Genomic DNA, 19,935 nt, shown 5'->3' with positions numbered 1-19,935 from the left:
TTTAAGCGGGAGTAGGGTCGTCCCCCTTAACCTCGCGCTTCACTTCCGTATGCTCGTCACCTTTCTCGTTACGCAGGTGCACTTCAAGCTGGTTGAAGGCGATATTAATGTTGTTTTCACGACACAGACGGTCAATGGTGCGGTTCAGCTCATCGACGGTGTAGCTGCGATCGCGCAGTTCGCGTACGTACAGGCGCAGCTCATGATCCAGCGTGCTTGGCCCGAAGGTGGTGAAGAACACGTCAGGCGCAGGATCGTGCATCACTTTAGGATGTGATTTCGCGGCTTCCAGCAGGACCTCTTTCACTTTATCCAGATCTGAACCGTAGGCCACCCCGAGTCGGATCACCACGCGGGTGGTGGTATCCGAGAGCGACCAGTTGATCAGGCGCTCGGTCACAAAGGCTTTGTTCGGGATGATCACCTCTTTACGATCGAAGTCGGTAATGGTGGTCGCACGAATACGGATCTTGCTGACGGTCCCGGAGAAGGTGCCGATGGTGACGGTATCGCCGATACGCACCGGACGTTCGAACAGGATAATCAGGCCAGAAACAAAGTTACCGAAGATCTCCTGCAAGCCGAAGCCGAGACCCACCGACAACGCTGCCGCCAGCCACTGGAGTTTATCCCACGAGACGCCCAGCGAGCCGAATACCGTCATCGCCCCGACAATAATAATGACGTAGTTCAGGATGGTGGTAATGGCGTACGACGCCCCCTGACGCAGGTTCAGCCTTGAGAGCACCAGCACTTCCAGCAGACCCGGAAGGTTGCGGATCAACGCCCAGGCAACCACTGACGACACCAGCGCAAAGAGCAGGCTGCCCATGGTGACGCTTTTCATTACCGCAGCGCCCGCTTCGGTACCGTTGTATTGCCAGAGGGTGATACTGTCGAGGTAGGCGAAGACGGTAATTAAATCAGACCAGATGGCCCAGAACATCACCGCAAACAGGGCGATCATCACCAGCATGGTAATACGCATCGTTTGCTGGTTAACCTGCTCCAGGGCAATGGTCGGCTCTTCCTGCGGCTCTGCCCCTTCAGCCCCCTCTTTCACCTGATGCTGCCGACGGGCAACGGCACGACGATACGCAATGCGGCGCGCCGCCACGCTCAAACCACGCAGCACGGTCTGGAACAGCAGGTTCCACACAATCACCAGATAAACCGTTTCGATCCAGCGGCCTGACAGACGAAGCGTGGTATAGAAGTAACCCGTTGCCGTCAGCACCATCAGCGCCAGCGGAATGATCGCCAGCACCGTTACGGTAACCAGACGAAGATTGTGGGACTCTTTATCCCGCCAGCTGTCGCGGCACATCGGCCACATCAGGACGGCAATCAGCAGCAGGTTCAGCAGTATGACGATCTGGCCCAGTACGTCATCCATCAGATGCAGCGGCGAAAGCTCGGCCACAACGGACCAGAAGTGCAGCGGCAGCAGCGCGAGGCTGATGCGCACGATCTGGCGACGCCAGTGGCTGGTGAGTTTTTCCGGCATGTTGAAGTGGCGGACGGCGACGCCATCTTTTTCCAGCACTTTCCAGCACAGGCCAAACACCAGCCAGAACAGCGCCAGCTTCTTGCTGAACGCCCACAGCAGATCGCTGATATTCAGCTGCATGGTCAGCAGGATCAGGCCCACGGCGAGTATCAGCAGGCAGACCGGCAGAGCACGGATCAGATCGATAAGGATCGCTTTCGGGGTGTGCAGCTGGCTGTCGTTACGCAGTTGCCCCACTTCCGAGGCCAGCTTCGCCTGGTACTGTTTCAGCCATTTCAAACGCCAGCGAATTACGCCAGCGATGAGCAGCAAAGGCAGACCCGCCAGGAAGGCAATCATTACCGCAGGCCAGGCTTTCTCCCAGTTCACGGTAATTTTCATGCTTTTTATCTGGGATTTCAGCGTTTCCGGGAAAGATTTAAACCAGTCCCAGTCCATGGGTTTATTGCTGTTCACCCAGAAAATCTGCTGGGTCAGGATCTCCTGGAGGCTTTTAGAAACGCTCACCAGCTGCTGCTGGTTGATTTGCAGGTTAATCGCCATCATCAGCTGGTTGCCCAGCTGCTTGTTAAGCTGATCGAGCAGTTCGCGGCGCATATCCACCACCTGCAACAGCGCGTCGTGAACTTCAGCGTTCACTTCACCTGAATGGCCCTCTTCCACTTTGGCAACGAAGGTATCGCTCTGGAATAGCGCATCGCGCTGCTGGTTGACGTCAAACTGTTCAAGACGCAAATCCGCAATGCGGTTGGTCATGTCTTCCAGCTCGTCGGCGGACGGCAGCGTCTGCTGTTGCTGGTAGAGAATGCGCGACAGCAGCAGGCTGCCCTTCAGGACGGCAATCTGCTCCTTGACGTTGCGCTCGGCCTGCAACGCGCGATCCAGCCAGTTTTTGACCTTGATATTCTGCTGCACCAGCGCGCTGCCGTTTTCAGTTGCCTGAATCAGACGCTCGCTCAGCTGGTGGTTGATCTCCAGCTCCTGCTTCACCAGCGGGTTGGCCTGAATACGCGCCGTCTCGTCTGGGGAGACCGCTTCCTGCGCCGTTTTTTCAGTCAGGGTCAGGCGCTTGCTGTTTACCGCTTCCTGCAACAGCTGAAGCTGATGCTCAAGCCGGTTGATATTCGCGGTCACGTAGTCACGCTGTTTTTGCAGCGCATCCTGTAGCACCGTGTTGCCTTCCAGACTCTTACGCTGCTGTTCAATCTCCGCGTTTAACAGCGTCTGCTGGATATTCAGCAGCGTTTGCTGGGTGGGGCGAAGCGCCCCTTCCCCCACGGTGACGCCATTCAGACGGTTACGTATCTGCTGTAGCTGTTGCGACGCCGAGTACATGGCGTTCTGCACGCGCTCAGGCTGGGTTTGCAGCGAAACCAGCTGGCTGTTGTAGGTTGAGAGATCGGACTGCGCCGTTTGCAGATCGTCCAGCAGCTGCGCCACGCGCGACTCAAGCTGGCGCAACGACAGCGTGGCAAGCGTTTTTCGGGTTTCATCGTCGTTATCGACGTCGCTGAGCGCATTCAGCGCCTCCGTAGCCTTACGCATGTTTTCCGGCGCCTGAGCGACCTTCTGCCGCAGCTGGGCCGTTTCGGCTTTAATGCGATCGATCTTGTCCAACGTTTCCAGGGTTTCCGTCAGGTCCTGCTGAACGAGTTTTTCCTGGGCGGAGAGATCTTTCTGCTTATTCAGGGTGTCGAGTTGCGACTGAACATCAGCGCGCGTGGGAATGTCACTGCCGTTGTCTGCACGGGCCCAGGAAAGCGGCGCGGCTGCAAAGTAAAACAGCAGGATCAAAAACAGGGCCAGAACAGGATGTTGCGAGCGATTGGTGTGCAGCATAGTTGTGAATGTGATGTGAGAAATGACCGGGAATAGTCGGGCATGAAGGATATCACGCCCGGCTGAAGCAGAATAGTACGACGGAAAGGGTCTGCGATTTTTCCCGTGCCCGATCAGGCAGAACGCGGGTTATGCTTACTTTGAAGGGTCGGACAGAGCTGGCACATCTCAAGAAAAATGTCGACGTAGCTGCGCGCCTCTGATCTGAGATCGAACGACTCCGGGGCGAAAAGCCAGTTTTCCATCAGGCCGGAAATATAGCTGCGCATCAGGATCGCCGCCCGGCGGGTGAGTAAGGTGGCAGGAAGCATTTTAGCCTGCATGCACTCCGTGAGGACCTGTTCGATGCGATCGTAGCTCTCCAGACACAGGTCGCGCTGCGCCTGCTGAACCACCGCCATTTCGCCAACGAACTCACATTTATGGAAGATGATTTCCATCATCAGACGACGACGCTCTTCAACAACTGTCGCTTCAAGGATATATACTAGAATTTCTCTTAACACAGAGAGTGGATCGTGAGGGAATTTTGCCCGATACTCACTCTCAAGATCGCTAATGCTGGACTCTGAAAGCTCCCAGATTTCACCAAACAGATCGGACTTGTCTTTGAAATGCCAGTAAATCGCTCCCCGCGTGACGCCCGCGGCCTGAGCAATCTGTGCCAGCGAGGTTGCCGAAACACCCTGCTGTGAGAACAAACGCATGGCCACATCCAGAATGTGTTGTCGGGTTTCCAGCGCTTGTTGTTTGGTTTTTCGTGCCATACGTTGATGAATTTACAGGAGTCAGATTTACATACATTTATGAATGTATGTACCATAGCATGACGATAATATAAACGCAGCAATGGGTTTTTAGACTCAGGACCCTTGATCAATTTGAAATCGGACACTCGAGGTTTACATATGAACAAAAACAGAGGGTTAACGCCTCTGGCGGTCGTTCTGATGCTCTCAGGCAGCTTAGCGCTTACAGGATGTGACGACAAACAGGCTCAACAAGGAGCTCAGCAGGTGCCAGAAGTTGGCGTCGTGACGCTCAAATCCGAACCTCTCCAGATGACAACAGAACTACCGGGCCGCACCAGCGCCTACCGCATTGCGGAAGTGCGTCCGCAGGTGAGCGGTATCATCCTGAAACGTAACTTCACCGAAGGCGGTGATGTCAAAGCAGGTGAGTCTCTGTATCAGATTGATCCAGCAACCTATCAGGCGTCTTATGAGAGCGCTAAGGGCGATCTGGCCAAAGCCGAAGCGGCAGCCAAAATCGCGCAGCTGACGTTGAATCGTTACAAGAAACTGCTCGGCACGCAGTACATCAGCCAACAGGATTACGATTCTGCCCTGGCCGATGCACAGCAAGCTAACGCAGCCGTTGTGGCGGCGAAAGCGGCGGTAGAAACCGCGCGTATTAACCTGGCCTACACCAAAGTGACCTCCCCTATCAGCGGTCGCATTGGTAAATCTTCCGTCACCGAAGGTGCGCTGGTGCAGAACGGTCAAACCACCGCGCTGGCCACCGTGCAGCAGCTTGACCCGATCTACGTTGACGTCACCCAGTCCAGCAACGATTTCCTGCGTCTCAAACAGGAGCTGGCTAACGGCACCCTGAAACAGGAAAACGGTAAAGCCAAAGTGGAACTGGTTACCAACGACGGTATCAAGTTCTCACAGACCGGCACACTGGAATTTTCTGATGTGACCGTCGATCAGACCACCGGCTCTATCACCATCCGGGCCATTTTCCCGAATCCGGATAAAACCCTGCTGCCGGGGATGTTCGTACGCGCCCGTCTTGAGGAAGGGACTAACCCAAGCGCCATTCTGGTTCCGCAGCAAGGTGTGACCCGTACGCCACGCGGCGATGCGAGCGCGCTGGTTGTGGGTGCCGATAACAAAGTCGAAACTCGCAATATTACTGCGACGCAGGCGATTGGCGACAAGTGGCTGGTGACGGAAGGTCTGAAAGATGGCGATCGCGTGATTATTACTGGTTTGCAAAAAGTTCGTCCTGGCGCGCAGGTCAAAGCTCAGGAAGTGAAATCTGACGACAAACAACAAGCGTCGGCCGCTGGCCAGTCAGAACAAACCAAGTCTTAACTTAAACAGGAGCCGTTAAGACATGCCTAATTTCTTTATCGATCGCCCCATATTTGCGTGGGTGATCGCCATAATCATCATGCTGGCCGGGGGACTTGCGATCCTGAAGCTGCCTGTCGCGCAATATCCAACGATTGCGCCGCCGGCAGTGACGATTTCCGCAACCTACCCGGGCGCTGATGCCAAAACGGTGCAGGATACCGTTACGCAGGTTATCGAACAGAACATGAACGGTATCGATAACCTGATGTACATGTCCTCAAACAGTGACTCAACCGGTACGGTTCAGATCACCCTGACCTTTGAATCCGGTACGGATGCGGACATTGCACAGGTTCAGGTGCAGAACAAATTGCAGCTGGCGATGCCTCTGCTGCCGCAGGAAGTACAACAGCAGGGCGTGAGCGTCGAGAAATCGTCCAGTAGCTTCCTGATGGTTGTCGGCGTGATCAACACCAACGGCACCATGACGCAGGAGGATATTTCCGACTACGTGGGCGCCAACATGAAGGACGCCATCAGCCGTACGTCTGGTGTGGGTGACGTTCAGCTGTTCGGTTCCCAGTACGCCATGCGTATCTGGATGGATCCGAATAAACTGAACAACTTCCAGCTGACGCCGGTTGACGTGATCAGCGCAATTAAAGCGCAGAACGCCCAGGTTGCCGCCGGTCAGTTGGGTGGTACACCGCCGGTGAAAGGCCAGCAGCTTAACGCGTCGATCATCGCGCAAACGCGTCTGACCTCCGCCGATGAGTTCAGCAAAATTCTGCTGAAGGTGAATCAGGACGGTTCGCAGGTTCGCCTGCGTGACGTGGCGAAGGTTGAGCTGGGCGGCGAGAACTACGACATCATTGCGAAGTTTAACGGCAAACCGGCCTCCGGTCTGGGTATCAAACTGGCGACGGGCGCGAACGCCCTGGACACCGCGACGGCTATCCGTGCAGAACTGAAGAAGATGGAACCGTTCTTCCCGTCAGGTCTGAAAATCGTTTATCCGTATGACACCACGCCGTTCGTTAAAATTTCGATTCACGAAGTGGTGAAAACCCTGGTTGAGGCGATCATTCTCGTCTTCCTGGTGATGTACCTGTTCCTGCAAAACTTCCGCGCAACGCTGATCCCAACCATCGCCGTGCCGGTTGTACTGCTCGGGACCTTCGCGGTGCTGGCAATATTTGGCTACTCGATAAACACCCTGACGATGTTCGGGATGGTGCTCGCCATCGGCCTGCTGGTGGATGACGCCATCGTGGTGGTCGAAAACGTCGAGCGTGTCATGGCGGAAGAAGGCCTGCCGCCGAAGGAAGCAACCCGTAAATCTATGGGCCAGATCCAGGGCGCGCTGGTCGGTATCGCGATGGTACTGTCTGCGGTATTTATCCCGATGGCCTTCTTCGGCGGCTCTACCGGTGCGATTTACCGTCAGTTCTCCATCACCATTGTTTCGGCGATGGCGCTGTCGGTACTGGTTGCACTGATCCTGACGCCAGCCCTGTGCGCGACGATGCTGAAGCCGATTCAGAAAGGCGGTCACGGCGAGCATAAAGGCTTCTTCGGCTGGTTCAACCGCATGTTTGATAAGAGCACGCACCACTACACCGACAGCGTGGGTAACATCCTGCGCAGCACCGGTCGTTACCTGCTGCTCTATATCATCATCGTGGTGGGGATGGCTTTCCTGTTCGTTCGTCTGCCAAGCTCGTTCCTGCCAGATGAAGACCAGGGCGTGTTCCTGAGTATGGCGCAGCTTCCGGCCGGTGCGACGCAAGAGCGTACGCAGAAAGTGCTGGATGAGATGACCGACTACTTCCTGACCAAAGAGAAAGACAACGTCGAATCCGTGTTTGCGGTTAACGGCTTTGGCTTCGCGGGTCGTGGTCAGAACACCGGTATCGCCTTCGTTTCTCTGAAAGACTGGTCTGAACGTCCGGGCGCAGAGAACAAGGTAGAAGCCATTACCGGTCGCGCAATGGGCACCTTCTCACAGATTAAAGATGCGATGGTCTTCGCCTTTAACCTGCCAGCGATTGTTGAACTGGGTACGGCGACCGGCTTCGACTTCCAGCTGATTGACCAGGGCGGTCTGGGCCACGAAAAACTGACTCAGGCGCGTAACCAGCTGTTTGGCGAGGTGGCAAAACACCCTGACCTGCTGGTGGGCGTACGTCCTAACGGTCTGGAAGATACGCCGCAGTACAAGATCGATATCGACCAGGAAAAAGCGCAGGCGCTGGGTGTGTCCATCAGTGACATTAATACCACGCTGGGTGCAGCCTGGGGTGGCAGCTACGTCAACGACTTCATCGACCGTGGTCGCGTGAAGAAAGTGTACGTGATGTCCGAAGCGCAATACCGCATGCTGCCGAACGATATCAACAACTGGTACGTTCGCGGCAGCAATGGTCAGATGGTGCCGTTCTCCGCCTTCTCAACCTCGCGCTGGGAATATGGTTCGCCGCGTCTGGAGCGTTATAACGGCTTGCCATCGATGGAAATCCTCGGTCAGGCAGCGCCGGGCCGAAGCACCGGTGAAGCCATGAACCTGATGGAAGAACTGGCCAGCAAACTGCCTGCGGGTGTCGGCTACGACTGGACCGGCATGTCCTATCAGGAACGTCTGTCCGGTAACCAGGCCCCTGCCCTGTACGCTATTTCACTGATTGTGGTGTTCCTGTGTCTGGCGGCATTGTATGAGAGCTGGTCGATTCCGTTCTCCGTTATGCTGGTGGTTCCGCTGGGGGTTATCGGTGCGCTGCTTGCCGCAACGTTCCGTGGGCTGACCAACGACGTTTACTTCCAGGTAGGCCTGCTGACAACCATTGGCTTGTCGGCGAAGAACGCGATACTTATCGTCGAATTCGCCAAAGATCTGATGGAGAAAGAAGGAAAAGGCCTGATTGAAGCAACGCTGGAAGCGGTTCGTATGCGTTTGCGTCCAATCCTGATGACGTCCCTGGCGTTTATCCTCGGCGTTATGCCGCTGGTGATCAGTTCAGGTGCAGGCTCCGGCGCACAGAACGCGGTAGGTACGGGTGTAATGGGTGGTATGGTCACGGCGACCGTTCTCGCCATCTTCTTTGTGCCGGTGTTCTTCGTGGTGGTTCGTCGCCGCTTCAGCCGCAAAAATGAAGATGTTGAGCACAATCATTCGGTAGAACATCACTGATACCGGTTTCACATGATAAAAAGGCCGCATTTGCGGCCTTTTTCATTTTCAGAAAAAATCATAAAATAGACCTATTGCCTTTCTATTTATTTTTTCTTTTTAATCACGCCTGGCATAATAGGCCGATAACTTACACCAGGAACTCAGCATTCTTTTATTATCATTTCGTGACGTAAATTATTCGGACTATTCCTAAGCAATGGAAAATATCTGAAGATATCTGGTTTCGGACTTCACATGAAACTTTGCGCTAACTCAATGAATTCTAAGGAACCGATAAAAATCGTCTTTTTTATTGATTAACGCGGTCGCGGCAAAAGGTAGATTTGCGTAAAGGCTCGAACAGTAACGATTTAATTGTAATTTTTCGTAATAGCGCGGTGAAATCTTGATCAGAGTGGCTTATAGTTAAAGTTATCAGGAACACAGCTCCCGTGTGGCTAAGCAAGTTGTATCCATCCCGACATGATGTTCGGTGAGTAAAAAATCACTCAGAAGGGGATGCGCTATGGACGAGTACTCGCCAAAAAGGCATGATATCGCGCAGTTGAAATTTCTCTGCGAATCCTTGTACCATGACTGCCTTGCCAATCTTGAAGAAAGTAACCATGGCTGGGTGAACGATCCAACGTCTGCTATCAATTTACAGCTCAACGAGCTGATCGAGCATATCGCCACCTTCGCACTTAATTATAAAATTAAGTACAATGAAGATAATAAGTTGATAGAGCAAATTGATGAATACCTGGACGACACCTTTATGTTGTTCAGCAGCTACGGCATTAACGCACAGGATTTGCAGAAATGGCGTAAATCAGGAAACCGTCTATTTCGCTGCTTCACTAATGTCAGCAGAGCTAATCCGGTTAGTCTTTCCTGTTAAAATTATTACAATTACTAAGGTGAATTTATGTCTGATAAACCATTAACAAAAGTCGATTATTTGATGCGCCTGCGACGCTGCCAGTCAATTGACACCCTCGAACGTGTTATTGAGAAAAATAAATACGAGCTGTCTGATAATGAACTGGCGGTATTTTATTCAGCTGCCGACCATCGTCTGGCTGAACTGACCATGAATAAACTGTATGACAAGATCCCCTCTTCGGTATGGAAATTTGTTCGTTAATCATTGAAGAGAGACTGTAAAGGCACTACGCCCGTTGTTAAGCTGAATTTACCTTTCGAATTACGCTTCAAGTGCAAACGCCAGGTTCCCGTATAAAACGTATTTATGCGCAAGAATGTTGTGACTCCCGTCACAGCCACTTTTAGGGAACGTTCCCTTTCTGGTTAATCCTCTTTACGCTACGTAAAACGATTCCAGAGAGGTTCCCATGAGTGAAGAAAAACAGAAGATGATTGCAGGTGAATATTACCGCCCTGGCGATGACACGCTGAGGGCTGACCGTTTACGCGCGCGTCATCTTGTTCATCGCTATAACCATACCGCCCCCGATGAGAAGGCCGAACGTCGCGCCTTATTAGCTGACCTGCTGGGTCAAAGCGAAGGCGCCTATATAGAGCCGAGCTTCCGCTGCGACTACGGGTATAACATCTATCTGGGTAAAAATTTTTACGCCAACTTTGACTGCGTCATGCTGGACGTCTGCCCTGTCCGCATTGGCGATAACTGTATGCTTGCGCCTGGAGTGCACATTTATACGGCCACGCATCCTCTGGATGCGACCGAACGTAACAGCGGGCTGGAGTACGGTAAACCGGTCACCATTGGTGATAATGTCTGGATCGGCGGACGTGCAGTCATTAACCCGGGCGTCACCATTGGCGATAATGCGGTTATCGCTTCCGGCGCGGTAGTGACCAAAGACGTACCGGCCAATGCTGTCGTGGGCGGCAATCCGGCGAAAATCATTAAAATGCTGTAAGCGCATCCTGAGTAACTGTTATGCTTTTTCCTGGCATAACTGTTACTTTCATCGCCTAAACCCCTCTCATAAAATAGGCAGATCACCTGTATTTTCAACAATCATAAAGGCAAAAAATGACAGAGATACAGCGCCTGCTTACCGCCACCATCGACGATCTCAATACCCGCGAAAAGCGCGACAATCGCCCGCGCTTTAGCATCAGCTTTATTCGCAAACACCCCGGGTTGTTCGTCGCCATGTACGCCGCCTGGCTGGCAACGCTTATCGTCATGCTGAAGTCTGAAACGCTGGTCGATTCCGTCTGGCTGCTGGTTGTGCTGTTCGTGGTGTTTAACGCGTTTTACTTTTTCGACGTCAATCCACGTTACCGGTATGAAGATATCGACGTACTCGATTTCCGCGTGTGCTACAACGGGGAGTGGTACAACACGCGTTACGTGCCGAAAGAGCTGATCGACAGCATCCTGCACTCGCCGGCCGTCGAAGCCGGGCAAAAAGAGAAGTTGCAGAAAATGGTCACCACCAAGGGCCAGCTCTCTTTTTATGATGTCTTTACCCTTTCCCGCTCCACTGCTGCGTAATGAGCGCCTGAAGACGTCGGATACCCGGCGCAAACTGCGAAGCAGAGGTATTGCCGTAACCTAAAACCAGACCGGTTTGTCCCTGCTTCGTCTCAAGGTAATATCCGCTCAGCGCAGCGGGTGCCAGCTGAAACGCTCTTGCCTGCTCCACCAGCCGCTGGTCGTCGATACCGTCAATCGCCAGCGTCAGGTGCATTCCCCCTTCCCCGGCAAGAACACGGTACGGCGTATGAAGCTCTGCGCTCAGCACCTCCCTCAGCTGGCGGTAACGCTTACGGTAAAGGCGGCGCATGGCGGCAAGATGTCGTGCATAGTGGCCTTCCTCAATAAACAGCGCCAGGGTGCGCTGTTCAGCGCGATGCCCGCCGCGCAGCAGCGAGCCGATGGCAGGACGCGCCGCCTTCGCCAGCGCTGGCGGTAACACCATGAACCCCATCCGGAGCGACGGAAACAGCGTTTTGCTGAACGTCCCCAGATACACAACGGGCGCATTGTTGAGCATGCCCAGCATCGCCGGGACGGGCTCACCGGTATAACGAAATTCGCTGTCGTAATCGTCCTCAATGATCCACGCGCTGTGCTGCCGGGCCAGTTCCAGCAGCGCCAGACGCCGCCGCGCGCTGAGCACGCTTCCGTAAGGGAACTGATGCGATGGCGAAGTAAAAATCAGCGTGGGTGAAGGCGCAGACAGCCCTTCCCAGCACATCCCCTCGTCATCCACCGGTATGCCGGTCATCGCCAGGCCGGTTTTGACAAAAGCGCTTTTGGCGCCGCTATAGCCGGGATTTTCCACCCAGGCGACATCCCCCGGCTCGCTTAACAGCATCGTGCACAGATTGACGCCCTCCAGCGCCCCTTCGGTTATCACTATCTGGCTGGCGTCACAGTCAATGCCGCGGGAGAGCGCAAGATGGCGGGCAATGGCGGCCCGCAGCGTCGGCTCACCGGCCGGGTCGCCATATCCTAACAGGGCGCTACCCTCCTCGCGCAGGACGCGATCGTACAACCGCCGCCACAGCGGCAAGGGGAAATAGTTGATGGCAGGCGTTCCCGGCGTAAACGCCATCACCGGAGTGTCGCGCGGCACAGGCGCGGGCAGCAGGGCGACACGTTTTGTCAGCCTGACGTCCGGGTCCGGTAATGTCCGGGCAATCGTCCGAGGAGCGAATTGCCCCACCCGCGTGCCCTGGCGGCTACGCAGCAAATAACCTTCGAGCGTGAGCTGGTCCAGCGCCGCGTTGACGGTATTTCGGGACACAGAGATCTGCTGCGCCAGCGTTCGTGAGCCGGGCAAATGGCTGCCGGACCGCAGCCTCCCGCAAAGCAAGATAGAGCGCACGCTGGAGCGTCTCTTCCCCACGTTTTTTCAGCGCAGCATGGAGCAAGGTGTATAGCTCATCACCCGGTATATTCATCTTTCCTCCTCGTGGTACCAGAAAAACATAGCCTGGTGGTTCTTTTTAAGGAACCAGCAATTCATTAATCTGGAGATCTTCTTAACGTCATGGGAATAAAGATGAATACATTCAATGAGTTTGGACAACCTGTAGGGGAAAGCCTTATCGACTGGCAGCCTCGGCCGCACCCGTCCCGGGTGGTCCTTCAGGGTCACTATTGTCGGCTTGAGCCGCTGCGCGTGGAGCATGCCCACGCGTTGTTCTCTGCGTATTCCCTGGCCGGAGATACCCGAAGCTGGACGTGGCTGCTGCGTGAACCCGATGCCACCGCAGAGGAGTTTGCCGAATGGGTGGCGAGCGTGAGCGAATTAGCCGATCCCATCCACTTTACCGTTATCGATAACCAGACCCAGTCTCCTGTCGGGACGCTGTCCCTGATGCGGATCGATCCTAAAAACGGCGTTGTGGAAGTGGGACATGTTCACTTCTCGTCACTGTTAAGCCGCACGCCCATGTCGACAGAAGCGCAGTATCTGCTGATGCGGTACGTGTTCGATACCCTGGGCTACCGGCGTTATGAGTGGAAGTGCAACAGCCTGAACGAACCCTCCCGCAAAGCGGCCCTGCGTCTGGGCTTTCAGTTTGAAGGGCGTTTTCGCCAGGCGCTGGTCATAAAAGGCCGAAACCGGGACACCGACTGGTTTTCAATTCTCGACAAAGAGTGGCCAGCGCTGGCGAGCGCGTTTGAAAGCTGGCTTGCCACCGACAATTTTACCGCCGATGGCAAACAGAAAAGATCCCTGGAAAGCTGGCGAGAAACGCGCGTCTAGCGTCTTTTTTTACGCCCCTGCACCGCCTTAAAGCGCGGGTTAGATTTGCAAATCACGTATAAGCGTCCCTTGCGTTTGACTATCTGGCAATCCGGGTGACGCTGTTTTGCACTGCGCAATGAGTTCAGCACCTGCATGATTAGCCTCGCTTCGCATCAAGAAAGCCGCCAAAACGCTTGCGGAAGCGCGCCGCGCTGCCATCCGTCGAGAAGGTCTTCTGCTTCCCGGTATAAAACGGATGTGATTTAGAGGAGACATCAAGGGTAACGTAGGGATACGTTTTTCCCTCAAGCTCAATTTCACGGTCTGTCTTAATCGTTGAGCCAACTTTAAAGTATTCATTCGCCGTGGTGTCGTGAAACACAACGGTGCGATAGGTTGGATGGATATTCGGTTTCATCTCTGGCCTTCATGTATTGTTATAACATAACAAAATACTATCTGAGCTTTGCTGCAAAAACAACCCCTGTGACGCTCAGCCTGTTTTTGAAAGGTTTATTCAGGTACCTGCCTGAGACTGTTGCATGCTATAACTATATCATTTAGCGATAAAAAACTTTTTCCTCTGGCGCGCAAACTCCAGGCCCGAGGCGGGCATATGGGAAGGATAAAGCAGCATGCGAACCCGACATCTGGTCAGCCTGGTGACAGGCGTACTGATTTTCTCTGTGCTGGTCCCTGTGTGCCTCAGTATCTGGCTGGCGCATCGTCAGGCTGAGGAGAAATTTGTGGAAGCGCTGGACAGCTATGCCTCGCGCGTCCTGATCCGTACCGACAGAGTCGTTGCGCAGGCAAAACAGGCGCTCACGCACCTACAGTCATTCCACGCCCCGCCCTGCACTCCCCCGCATTTACGCGAAATGCGCCGGGTCGCGTTCTCATGGCGCTATATCCAGGAAGTGATGTATATCGATAGCCTGAAACCGCTCTGCTCATCCCTGGAACAATCCAGTAATACGGCGATCTTGCCGCCCCCGATGCGGATCACCGCAGACGGGTTTAGCGCGTGGCTCACCTCGCAAAACGACCTTGGCATTGATCGTTATATGGCCGTTCTGGGGAAAGGACATTATCTGGTGATGGTTGATCCGGCCTCGCTTGTGGATGTTGTTCCTTTCGGTGATATTTCGATGGATGCCGCCCTGGTGGGCAGCGAAACCCATCGGATATTTGCCAGAAGCAATATTGTCGACCCGTATATTCTTTCTGTCGTTAAGGAGCAGCAGGACGTTACGCGCGTGCAATACAACGGCTCGATGTACGTATTGAAGCCTGTACCCGAACTGGGGTTTACGGTGATCGCGTGGGCGTCGTTAAAACCGCTGGCGGAATCCTGGCACCAGCAGCTGATCGTCTGGCTACCGGCTGGCATCTTGCTAAGCCTGGTTGCTGCCCTTATTGTCCTGCGCATCCTCCGCCGTTTGCTGTCCCCGCGTCACCGCCTGATCGACGCGATCAACAACCGGGAGATCGAGGTTCACTACCAGCCCATCGTGGCGCTGTGTAGTGGAAAACTGGTGGGTGCTGAAGCGCTGATGCGCTGGCCGCAGCCGGATGGCAGTAACCTGTCGCCTAATCTCTTTGTTCCGCTGGCTGAGCAGACGGGGCTTATTTCAAAGCTCACGCAGCTGGTGGTGAATGAGGTGTTTGAGGATCTAGGCGCCTGGCTGCACCATCACCCGGAACTGCACATTTCTGTCAACCTTGCGCCATCGGATTTAACGTCCCCCGAGCTGCCTCGCCAGTTGAGCCAGTTGCTCAATAAATGGGGCGTCCACCCGCGCCAGATCGCCCTTGAATTGACCGAGCGCGGCTTTGCCGATCCCGCCCTCAGCGTGCCTGCCATCGCTGCGTTTCGCCGCGCCGGACACGCTATCTACATTGATGATTTTGGCACGGGTTACTCCAGCCTGAGCTATTTGCAGGATCTGGATGTCGATACCCTGAAGATCGATAAATCCTTTGTGGATGCGCTGGAGTACAAGAACGTGACTCCCCACATCATCGAAATGGCCAAATCGCTTAAACTGGCGATGGTCGCAGAAGGCATTGAAACTGAAGGGCAGATCGAATGGTTGCATCGCCACGGCGTGCAGTACGGCCAGGGCTGGTATTTCAGCAAGGCGCTGCCTAAAGAGGATTTCATTCTCTGGGCCGGGCACAACCTGGAGAAGCACCTTACTTAAGGTACGATTTGATCACCTGCATCACGACCCCGAGATCGGCTTCGCGCTGCGCTTCCTCTGGCTCTTTCACCACGTGATCGGTTAAATGTCCCTCAATCACTTGCATCATCATGCCGTTTACCGCGCCCCTGATCGCCGCCAGCTGCTGTAACACCTCGGCGCATTCATGATCGCTGTTGAGCATTTTTTCCAGCGCAGCGCTCTGCCCCTGAATTTTTTTCAAACGGGTCAATAACTTCTTTTTATCACGAACCGTGTGTGACATCGCTTAGCTCCTCTTTGGTGGCGTAAAAAGCATATCACGCTCTACTCCCCCTGGGTATTTTTCTACTGGGGGGTAGTATTATACTACTGGGGGGGGGGTAGTATTCGCGACATGTTTTCCACCCCGGAATGTTCCATGAACGATTTTTCTTCTCTTCTTCAGCAGGGCAACGCCTGGCTGTTTGTTCCCAGCGCCATCCTGCTTGGCGCGCTCCACGGCCTCGAGCCAGGCCATTCAAAAACAATGATGGCGGCTTTCATCGTGGCGATCCGCGGTACGCTCAAACAGGCTGTGTTGCTTGGGTTGTCCGCAACGCTGTCTCATACGGCGGTCGTCTGGATCATTGCGATGGCGGGATTATGGTTTGGTCGGGGATGGGATGCAGATACGTCTGAGCCCTGGTTTCAGTTGATTTCCGGGGTTCTGATCGTGTTGATCGCCCTGTGGATGGCGTGGCGAACCTGGCATGAGAGCCAACCGCATTACCACCATGATGATCATCATCACCATCATGATCATCACGACCACGCGCATCATCACGACCACACGTCTCCTCTGGTTGAAGAGGAGTGGCAGGATGCCCACCAGCGCGCACACGCCCAGGACATTAACCGACGCTTCAACGGTAAAGAGGTCACCACCGGGCAAATCGCGCTATTCGGCCTGACCGGTGGGCTTATCCCCTGTCCGGCCTCCATTACGGTGCTGCTGATCTGCCTGCAACTGAAACATTTCGCGCTCGGCGCCACGCTGGTGTTCAGTTTCAGTATCGGACTGGCGCTCACTCTCGTCGCCTCTGGCGCAATTGCCGCATTAAGCTTGAAACATGCGGCGAAGCGCTGGCCCGGCTTTAGCGCCTTTTCGCGCAAGGCGCCGTGGATCTCAGCGGCACTGATCGCGGTAGTCGGGATTTATATGAGCATTCACGGCGCAAGCGGGATCCTGAGATAAGCATTGCGGCCACGGCAGTGGCCGCACGTGTCGGCTCAGCCGTTCTGCTGCCAGCTAAACGTGTAGCGCAGCCGGCGGTTTTGCAGAATGAAGGCCGGGGCTACGCTCGGGCTCCATGAGTCGTCCCCCCCTACGCCCATGTGAAACGCATCAAGATTCAACCAGCAGCCAGCCTCTTCCCGCAGCAAATGCTGATGCGTTGTCTCATGCAGCTGCCGCTGGCTATAACGGCTCAGGGAGAAATGGAACTGTCCCTGCAACTGATGGGAGCCAAACGTCAGCTCGCGGGTGTCGCAGCGCAAACCGTTCTCCGTCGGGAAGATATACGGCGTCTGCATCTCTTCCAGCGGTAACGCCCAGCGCCCCTGCTGCGCCGCCAGTTTTCTGTCCGGATAGTTCTCCAGCGGGCCTAGCCCCAGCCAGCGCACCGTTTCCGGGATATCCGCCAGCATAACGCTCAGGCCCACGCGAGCGGGCTCCGGAATGTCAGACGCCACCGTCACCTGCACATCACCGTGCAGCACCCCGTGGTCATCAATCCGCCAGAGCTTGCAGCTGATAAACAGCGCTTTACCCTGATGCTCCCAGACGTGCTGCGTGGTCACCACCACCTCACGGGCATGCTGCTCCGCTTCACACTGGAGGAGGCGCGCGGACATCCCATACATCCCTGCCGCTTTCCAGCGTTCCACCCACGCGTTCGGATCGATGCGGGTCGCCTCGCTGACACCAATGTCATTGTCCAGCGGCGCGCGGGTGAAGTTATCCGTTAGCGGGGAACGGAGCGTTTCAGCGCCCTCGTTCCACCACTGGGTCAGGTTTCCGGTGAGACGGCTAAACTGCCAGCGCTGCTGCTGATGAGTAATGTCCAGCGCTTCGTCCTGCACCGTTAGCTGCGGAGGGGTTCCGCCTGCTTTCGGTGGCGCAAGGTACAGCGGAGCCGGGAGCGGCCACTGATCCCAGGCACAACGGTGGCCGGGCGGCGACCACGGCGTGGCCTGCGGCTGAACGATCTCCACGTTGAGCCAGACCTCGCCCGGCTCAGCGTCAAGCTCAGGCAGCGGGATCTCAACGCGCTGCGTCTCCTGAGGCGCAACAGAAAGGGGTGTTTCGCCGGAAGCCAATACCGCACCGTCACGCGCCACTGACCATCGCAGATGCTCGTTGTCAGTATGACGGAACAGATAATCGCTCTGGATATCGACGACCAGCGGAACGGTGCTCACCAGCGTAAAGGTAAAGAACTGCTGGGCACGCTGCGCCTCGTAAAGGGCGGGGTGCGGAGTGCGATCGGGAAACACCAGCCCGTTGAGGCAGAACTGACGGTCGTTGGGCTTATCGCCAAAATCGCCGCCGTAGGCCCAGTATGCCGTGCCGTCTTCCGCTTTTTTCGTCAGCGCCTGATCGACCCAGTCCCAGACAAACCCGCCCTGCAACCGGGGATGGCTGCGGAATGCCTGCCAGTAGCTGGCAAAGCCGCCAAAGCTGTTGCCCATCGCGTGGGCATACTCGCACAGGATCAGCGGACGGGTTTCGTCCGGCATGCCGATCCACTTTTTAATCGACCACTTTGGCACCGCCGGGAACGGCTGATCCTGATCGACGCGGGCATACATCGGGCAGACAATATCGGTAGCGGCCGTACTGGCGCCACCGCCTTCGTACTGCACCGGCCGCGTGGGATCGGCGGTTTTCAGCCAGCGGTACAGCGCATCGTGATTCGCCCCATGCCCGGACTCATTCCCCAGGGACCAGATGATGATGGACGGATGATTCCGGTCCCGCTGCACCATACGCGTTACGCGTTCGCTCATGGCAGGCAACCAGCGCGGATCGTCCGCCAGGCGGCTCATCGGCACCATGCCGTGGGTTTCAATATTCGCCTCATCGACCACGTACAGGCCGTAGCGATCGCAAAGCGTGTACCACAGAGGATGGTTCGGATAATGTGAGCAGCGCACGGCGTTGAAGTTATGCTGCTTCATCAATTCGATGTCGCGGCGCATGGTCGCCTCATCCATCACCTGCCCCTTCTCAGGATGATGTTCGTGACGGTTCACGCCGCGGATCAGCAGCGGTTTGCCGTTAAGCTTCAGCAGGCCGTTGCTGATTTCGACGCGTCTGAAACCGACATCGCAGGCTTCAGTCTCCAGCACGTTACCCTGCGCATCCCGAAGCGACATTGTCAGCCGATAGCATTCCGGTGTTTCAGCGCTCCACAGCACGGGAGCGTTCACGCGGATCGCCACCGTGAGCCGTTCTGCCCAACTGCCGCGTTCGTCCACGATGGCCGATCCGGGCTGCTGCGTGGTTTGCGCGCAGGCTTCGCCGTTACGCCACAGGGTAAACGCCACCTCGCATTCGGCGTAGCGTGAGCCTTCCAGCGCAACGTCAACCTGGAGTATCGCCCGATCGCATTCGGCATTCAGATCGGTCACGATCTGATAATCGGCAATTCGCGTTTCCGGCTTGTGCAGCAGCGAGACGTCACGGAAAATGCCGCTCATCCGCCACATGTCCTGATCTTCCAAGTAGCTTCCGTCGCACCAGCGTAACACCATCACCGCCAGACGGTTCTGCCCCGGTCGCAGCACCGCGCTGAGATCGAACTCCGCAGGCAGACGGCTGTCCTGCGAATAGCCCACCCACTGGCCGTTACACCACAGATGAAAAGCTGAATTCACCCCGTCAAAAATAATGCGGGTTTGCCCGCTGCACAGCCAGGCGTCATTCATCTCAAATGTGAGCGAGTAACAACCAGTTGGGTTTTCAGCCGGAACATACGGCGGGTTCACATTTATCGGATAGGTGACGTTGGTATAGATGGGAGTGTCAAATCCCTCCATCTGCCAGTTCGACGGCACGGGCATCCCAACGGCGTCAGCCAGATCGTCCGTTATCCATGCCTCGGGAACCTGCTCTGGCGCCGGGAAAAAGCTGAATCGCCAGACGCCGTTAAGCAGACGCTTGCTTAGCGAAAGTTTATCCTCGCGGGCGAAGGTTTCATCGCGCCAGCTATGAAAAGGCGCGTGTGTAGCCAGACGATTCCACTGCGTCACGCCCGGGTTTTCCCAGTCACGACGCGCCAGAAGTGCGCTGAGGGTCAGCGGCAATGTAGAAGACATATCAACCTCTTTGCGAAGCGCTCACAATTTCAGCCAACATGCCCTGGTAAACGGTGGCGGTAAAGACTTTGATCGTCACCAGGCGAGC

15 protein-coding genes and 1 pseudogene are annotated in these 19,935 nt (G+C 55.4%); 9 read left to right on the top strand and 7 right to left on the bottom strand.

From position 1 onward, the window contains the following. Position 1: 1 nt before the first annotated feature. Both mscK and acrR read right to left on the bottom strand, forming a co-directional pair. A complete protein-coding gene (gene mscK / locus ACOTW6_RS03685) occupies positions 2-3,349 on the bottom strand; it encodes a mechanosensitive channel MscK (protein WP_213788936.1) in 3,348 nt (1,115 codons plus the stop codon). A gap of 113 nt (positions 3,350-3,462) precedes the next feature. After that, complete coding sequence (gene acrR, locus ACOTW6_RS03680; RefSeq protein WP_047051114.1) at positions 3,463-4,116, bottom strand: multidrug efflux transporter transcriptional repressor AcrR; 654 nt, start codon at positions 4,114-4,116, stop codon at positions 3,463-3,465. 141 nt (positions 4,117-4,257) lie between these two features. On the opposite strand from acrR, the gene acrA reads away from it, so the two are divergent. The 6 genes from acrA to ACOTW6_RS03650 all read left to right on the top strand — a co-directional run bounded on the left by acrA (position 4,258) and on the right by ACOTW6_RS03650 (position 11,093). Then, complete coding sequence (gene acrA, locus ACOTW6_RS03675; RefSeq protein WP_193136217.1) at positions 4,258-5,451, top strand: multidrug efflux RND transporter periplasmic adaptor subunit AcrA; 1,194 nt, start codon at positions 4,258-4,260, stop codon at positions 5,449-5,451. Positions 5,452-5,473: 22 nt separating this feature from the next. Further along, a complete protein-coding gene (gene acrB / locus ACOTW6_RS03670) occupies positions 5,474-8,620 on the top strand; it encodes a multidrug efflux RND transporter permease subunit AcrB (protein WP_023296042.1) in 3,147 nt (1,048 codons plus the stop codon). A gap of 508 nt (positions 8,621-9,128) precedes the next feature. Then, positions 9,129-9,503 carry an Hha toxicity modulator TomB gene (gene tomB / locus ACOTW6_RS03665; RefSeq protein WP_006809850.1) on the top strand — a complete coding sequence of 125 codons (375 nt, stop codon included), beginning with the start codon at positions 9,129-9,131 and terminating at the stop codon, positions 9,501-9,503. Positions 9,504-9,530: 27 nt separating this feature from the next. Further along, positions 9,531-9,749: an HHA domain-containing protein gene (locus tag ACOTW6_RS03660; protein ID WP_015571250.1), complete on the top strand. Its 219-nt coding sequence runs from the start codon at positions 9,531-9,533 to the stop codon at positions 9,747-9,749. A 208-nt stretch (positions 9,750-9,957) separates the two neighbouring features. Then, positions 9,958-10,509 (top strand): maltose O-acetyltransferase, encoded by a 552-nt coding sequence (gene maa, locus ACOTW6_RS03655; protein ID WP_017694396.1) that lies wholly within the window; start codon positions 9,958-9,960, stop codon positions 10,507-10,509. Between the two features lie 116 nt (positions 10,510-10,625). Further along, positions 10,626-11,093, top strand: coding sequence for a YlaC family protein (locus tag ACOTW6_RS03650; RefSeq protein WP_213788937.1), 468 nt, complete (start codon positions 10,626-10,628; stop codon positions 11,091-11,093). Here ACOTW6_RS03650 and ACOTW6_RS03645 read toward each other — a convergent pair. Then, positions 11,065-12,508: pseudogene (locus tag ACOTW6_RS03645) on the bottom strand (PLP-dependent aminotransferase family protein). The gene ACOTW6_RS03650 and the pseudogene ACOTW6_RS03645 sit on opposite strands and share 29 nt — an antisense overlap. Before the next feature lie 101 nt (positions 12,509-12,609). Here ACOTW6_RS03645 and ACOTW6_RS03640 point away from each other — a divergent pair. Next, complete coding sequence (locus ACOTW6_RS03640) at positions 12,610-13,320, top strand: GNAT family N-acetyltransferase (RefSeq protein ID WP_062932282.1); 711 nt, start codon at positions 12,610-12,612, stop codon at positions 13,318-13,320. Here the strand turns inward: ACOTW6_RS03640 and ykgO are convergent. Together ykgO and ACOTW6_RS03630 are read right to left on the bottom strand one after the other, a co-directional pair. Continuing rightward, positions 13,317-13,457: a type B 50S ribosomal protein L36 gene (ykgO, locus tag ACOTW6_RS03635; protein WP_003859006.1), complete on the bottom strand. Its 141-nt coding sequence runs from the start codon at positions 13,455-13,457 to the stop codon at positions 13,317-13,319. The genes ACOTW6_RS03640 and ykgO overlap by 4 nt on opposite strands. 2 nt (positions 13,458-13,459) lie before the next feature. Next, positions 13,460-13,720 carry a type B 50S ribosomal protein L31 gene (locus ACOTW6_RS03630; protein ID WP_015571255.1) on the bottom strand — a complete coding sequence of 87 codons (261 nt, stop codon included), beginning with the start codon at positions 13,718-13,720 and terminating at the stop codon, positions 13,460-13,462. A 217-nt stretch (positions 13,721-13,937) separates the two neighbouring features. Here ACOTW6_RS03630 and ACOTW6_RS03625 point away from each other — a divergent pair, with 217 nt between their 5' ends. After that, a complete protein-coding gene (locus ACOTW6_RS03625) occupies positions 13,938-15,506 on the top strand; it encodes an EAL domain-containing protein (protein ID WP_213788938.1) in 1,569 nt (522 codons plus the stop codon). Here ACOTW6_RS03625 and ACOTW6_RS03620 read toward each other — a convergent pair. Then, positions 15,499-15,771, bottom strand: coding sequence for a metal-sensing transcriptional repressor (locus tag ACOTW6_RS03620; RefSeq protein WP_015571258.1), 273 nt, complete (start codon positions 15,769-15,771; stop codon positions 15,499-15,501). The two genes, ACOTW6_RS03625 and ACOTW6_RS03620, sit on opposite strands and share 8 nt — an antisense overlap. Positions 15,772-15,906: 135 nt before the next feature. On the opposite strand from ACOTW6_RS03620, the gene ACOTW6_RS03615 reads away from it, so the two are divergent. Then, positions 15,907-16,722, top strand: coding sequence for a nickel/cobalt efflux protein RcnA (locus ACOTW6_RS03615; RefSeq protein ID WP_062932284.1), 816 nt, complete (start codon positions 15,907-15,909; stop codon positions 16,720-16,722). 35 nt (positions 16,723-16,757) lie between these two features. On the opposite strand, the gene ACOTW6_RS03610 is transcribed toward ACOTW6_RS03615, so the two are convergent. Then, positions 16,758-19,847 carry a beta-galactosidase gene (locus ACOTW6_RS03610; RefSeq protein WP_048973760.1) on the bottom strand — a complete coding sequence of 1,030 codons (3,090 nt, stop codon included), beginning with the start codon at positions 19,845-19,847 and terminating at the stop codon, positions 16,758-16,760. Between the last annotated feature and the right edge of the window lie 88 nt (positions 19,848-19,935).

The organism is Enterobacter cloacae complex sp. IR5403 (genome assembly GCF_049238705.1).
Lineage (GTDB): Bacteria > Pseudomonadota > Gammaproteobacteria > Enterobacterales > Enterobacteriaceae > Enterobacter > Enterobacter hormaechei_C.
The sequence above is the reverse complement of the archived record's forward strand: the minus strand, read 5'-3'. Positions and strand labels throughout refer to the sequence as shown.

What these genes read in the sequence shown, in the direction of transcription:
- mscK (WP_213788936.1), bottom strand. Translation starts at nt 3,349, where the DNA reads ATGCTGCACACCAATCGCTCGCAACATCCTGTTCTGGCCCTGTTTTTG.
- acrR (WP_047051114.1), bottom strand. Translation starts at nt 4,116, where the DNA reads ATGGCACGAAAAACCAAACAACAAGCGCTGGAAACCCGACAACACATT.
- acrA (WP_193136217.1), top strand. Translation starts at nt 4,258, where the DNA reads ATGAACAAAAACAGAGGGTTAACGCCTCTGGCGGTCGTTCTGATGCTC.
- acrB (WP_023296042.1), top strand. Translation starts at nt 5,474, where the DNA reads ATGCCTAATTTCTTTATCGATCGCCCCATATTTGCGTGGGTGATCGCC.
- tomB (WP_006809850.1), top strand. Translation starts at nt 9,129, where the DNA reads ATGGACGAGTACTCGCCAAAAAGGCATGATATCGCGCAGTTGAAATTT.
- ACOTW6_RS03660 (WP_015571250.1), top strand. Translation starts at nt 9,531, where the DNA reads ATGTCTGATAAACCATTAACAAAAGTCGATTATTTGATGCGCCTGCGA.
- maa (WP_017694396.1), top strand. Translation starts at nt 9,958, where the DNA reads ATGAGTGAAGAAAAACAGAAGATGATTGCAGGTGAATATTACCGCCCT.
- ACOTW6_RS03650 (WP_213788937.1), top strand. Translation starts at nt 10,626, where the DNA reads ATGACAGAGATACAGCGCCTGCTTACCGCCACCATCGACGATCTCAAT.
- ACOTW6_RS03640 (WP_062932282.1), top strand. Translation starts at nt 12,610, where the DNA reads ATGAATACATTCAATGAGTTTGGACAACCTGTAGGGGAAAGCCTTATC.
- ykgO (WP_003859006.1), bottom strand. Translation starts at nt 13,457, where the DNA reads ATGCAGGTGCTGAACTCATTGCGCAGTGCAAAACAGCGTCACCCGGAT.
- ACOTW6_RS03630 (WP_015571255.1), bottom strand. Translation starts at nt 13,720, where the DNA reads ATGAAACCGAATATCCATCCAACCTATCGCACCGTTGTGTTTCACGAC.
- ACOTW6_RS03625 (WP_213788938.1), top strand. Translation starts at nt 13,938, where the DNA reads ATGCGAACCCGACATCTGGTCAGCCTGGTGACAGGCGTACTGATTTTC.
- ACOTW6_RS03620 (WP_015571258.1), bottom strand. Translation starts at nt 15,771, where the DNA reads ATGTCACACACGGTTCGTGATAAAAAGAAGTTATTGACCCGTTTGAAA.
- ACOTW6_RS03615 (WP_062932284.1), top strand. Translation starts at nt 15,907, where the DNA reads ATGAACGATTTTTCTTCTCTTCTTCAGCAGGGCAACGCCTGGCTGTTT.
- ACOTW6_RS03610 (WP_048973760.1), bottom strand. Translation starts at nt 19,847, where the DNA reads ATGTCTTCTACATTGCCGCTGACCCTCAGCGCACTTCTGGCGCGTCGT.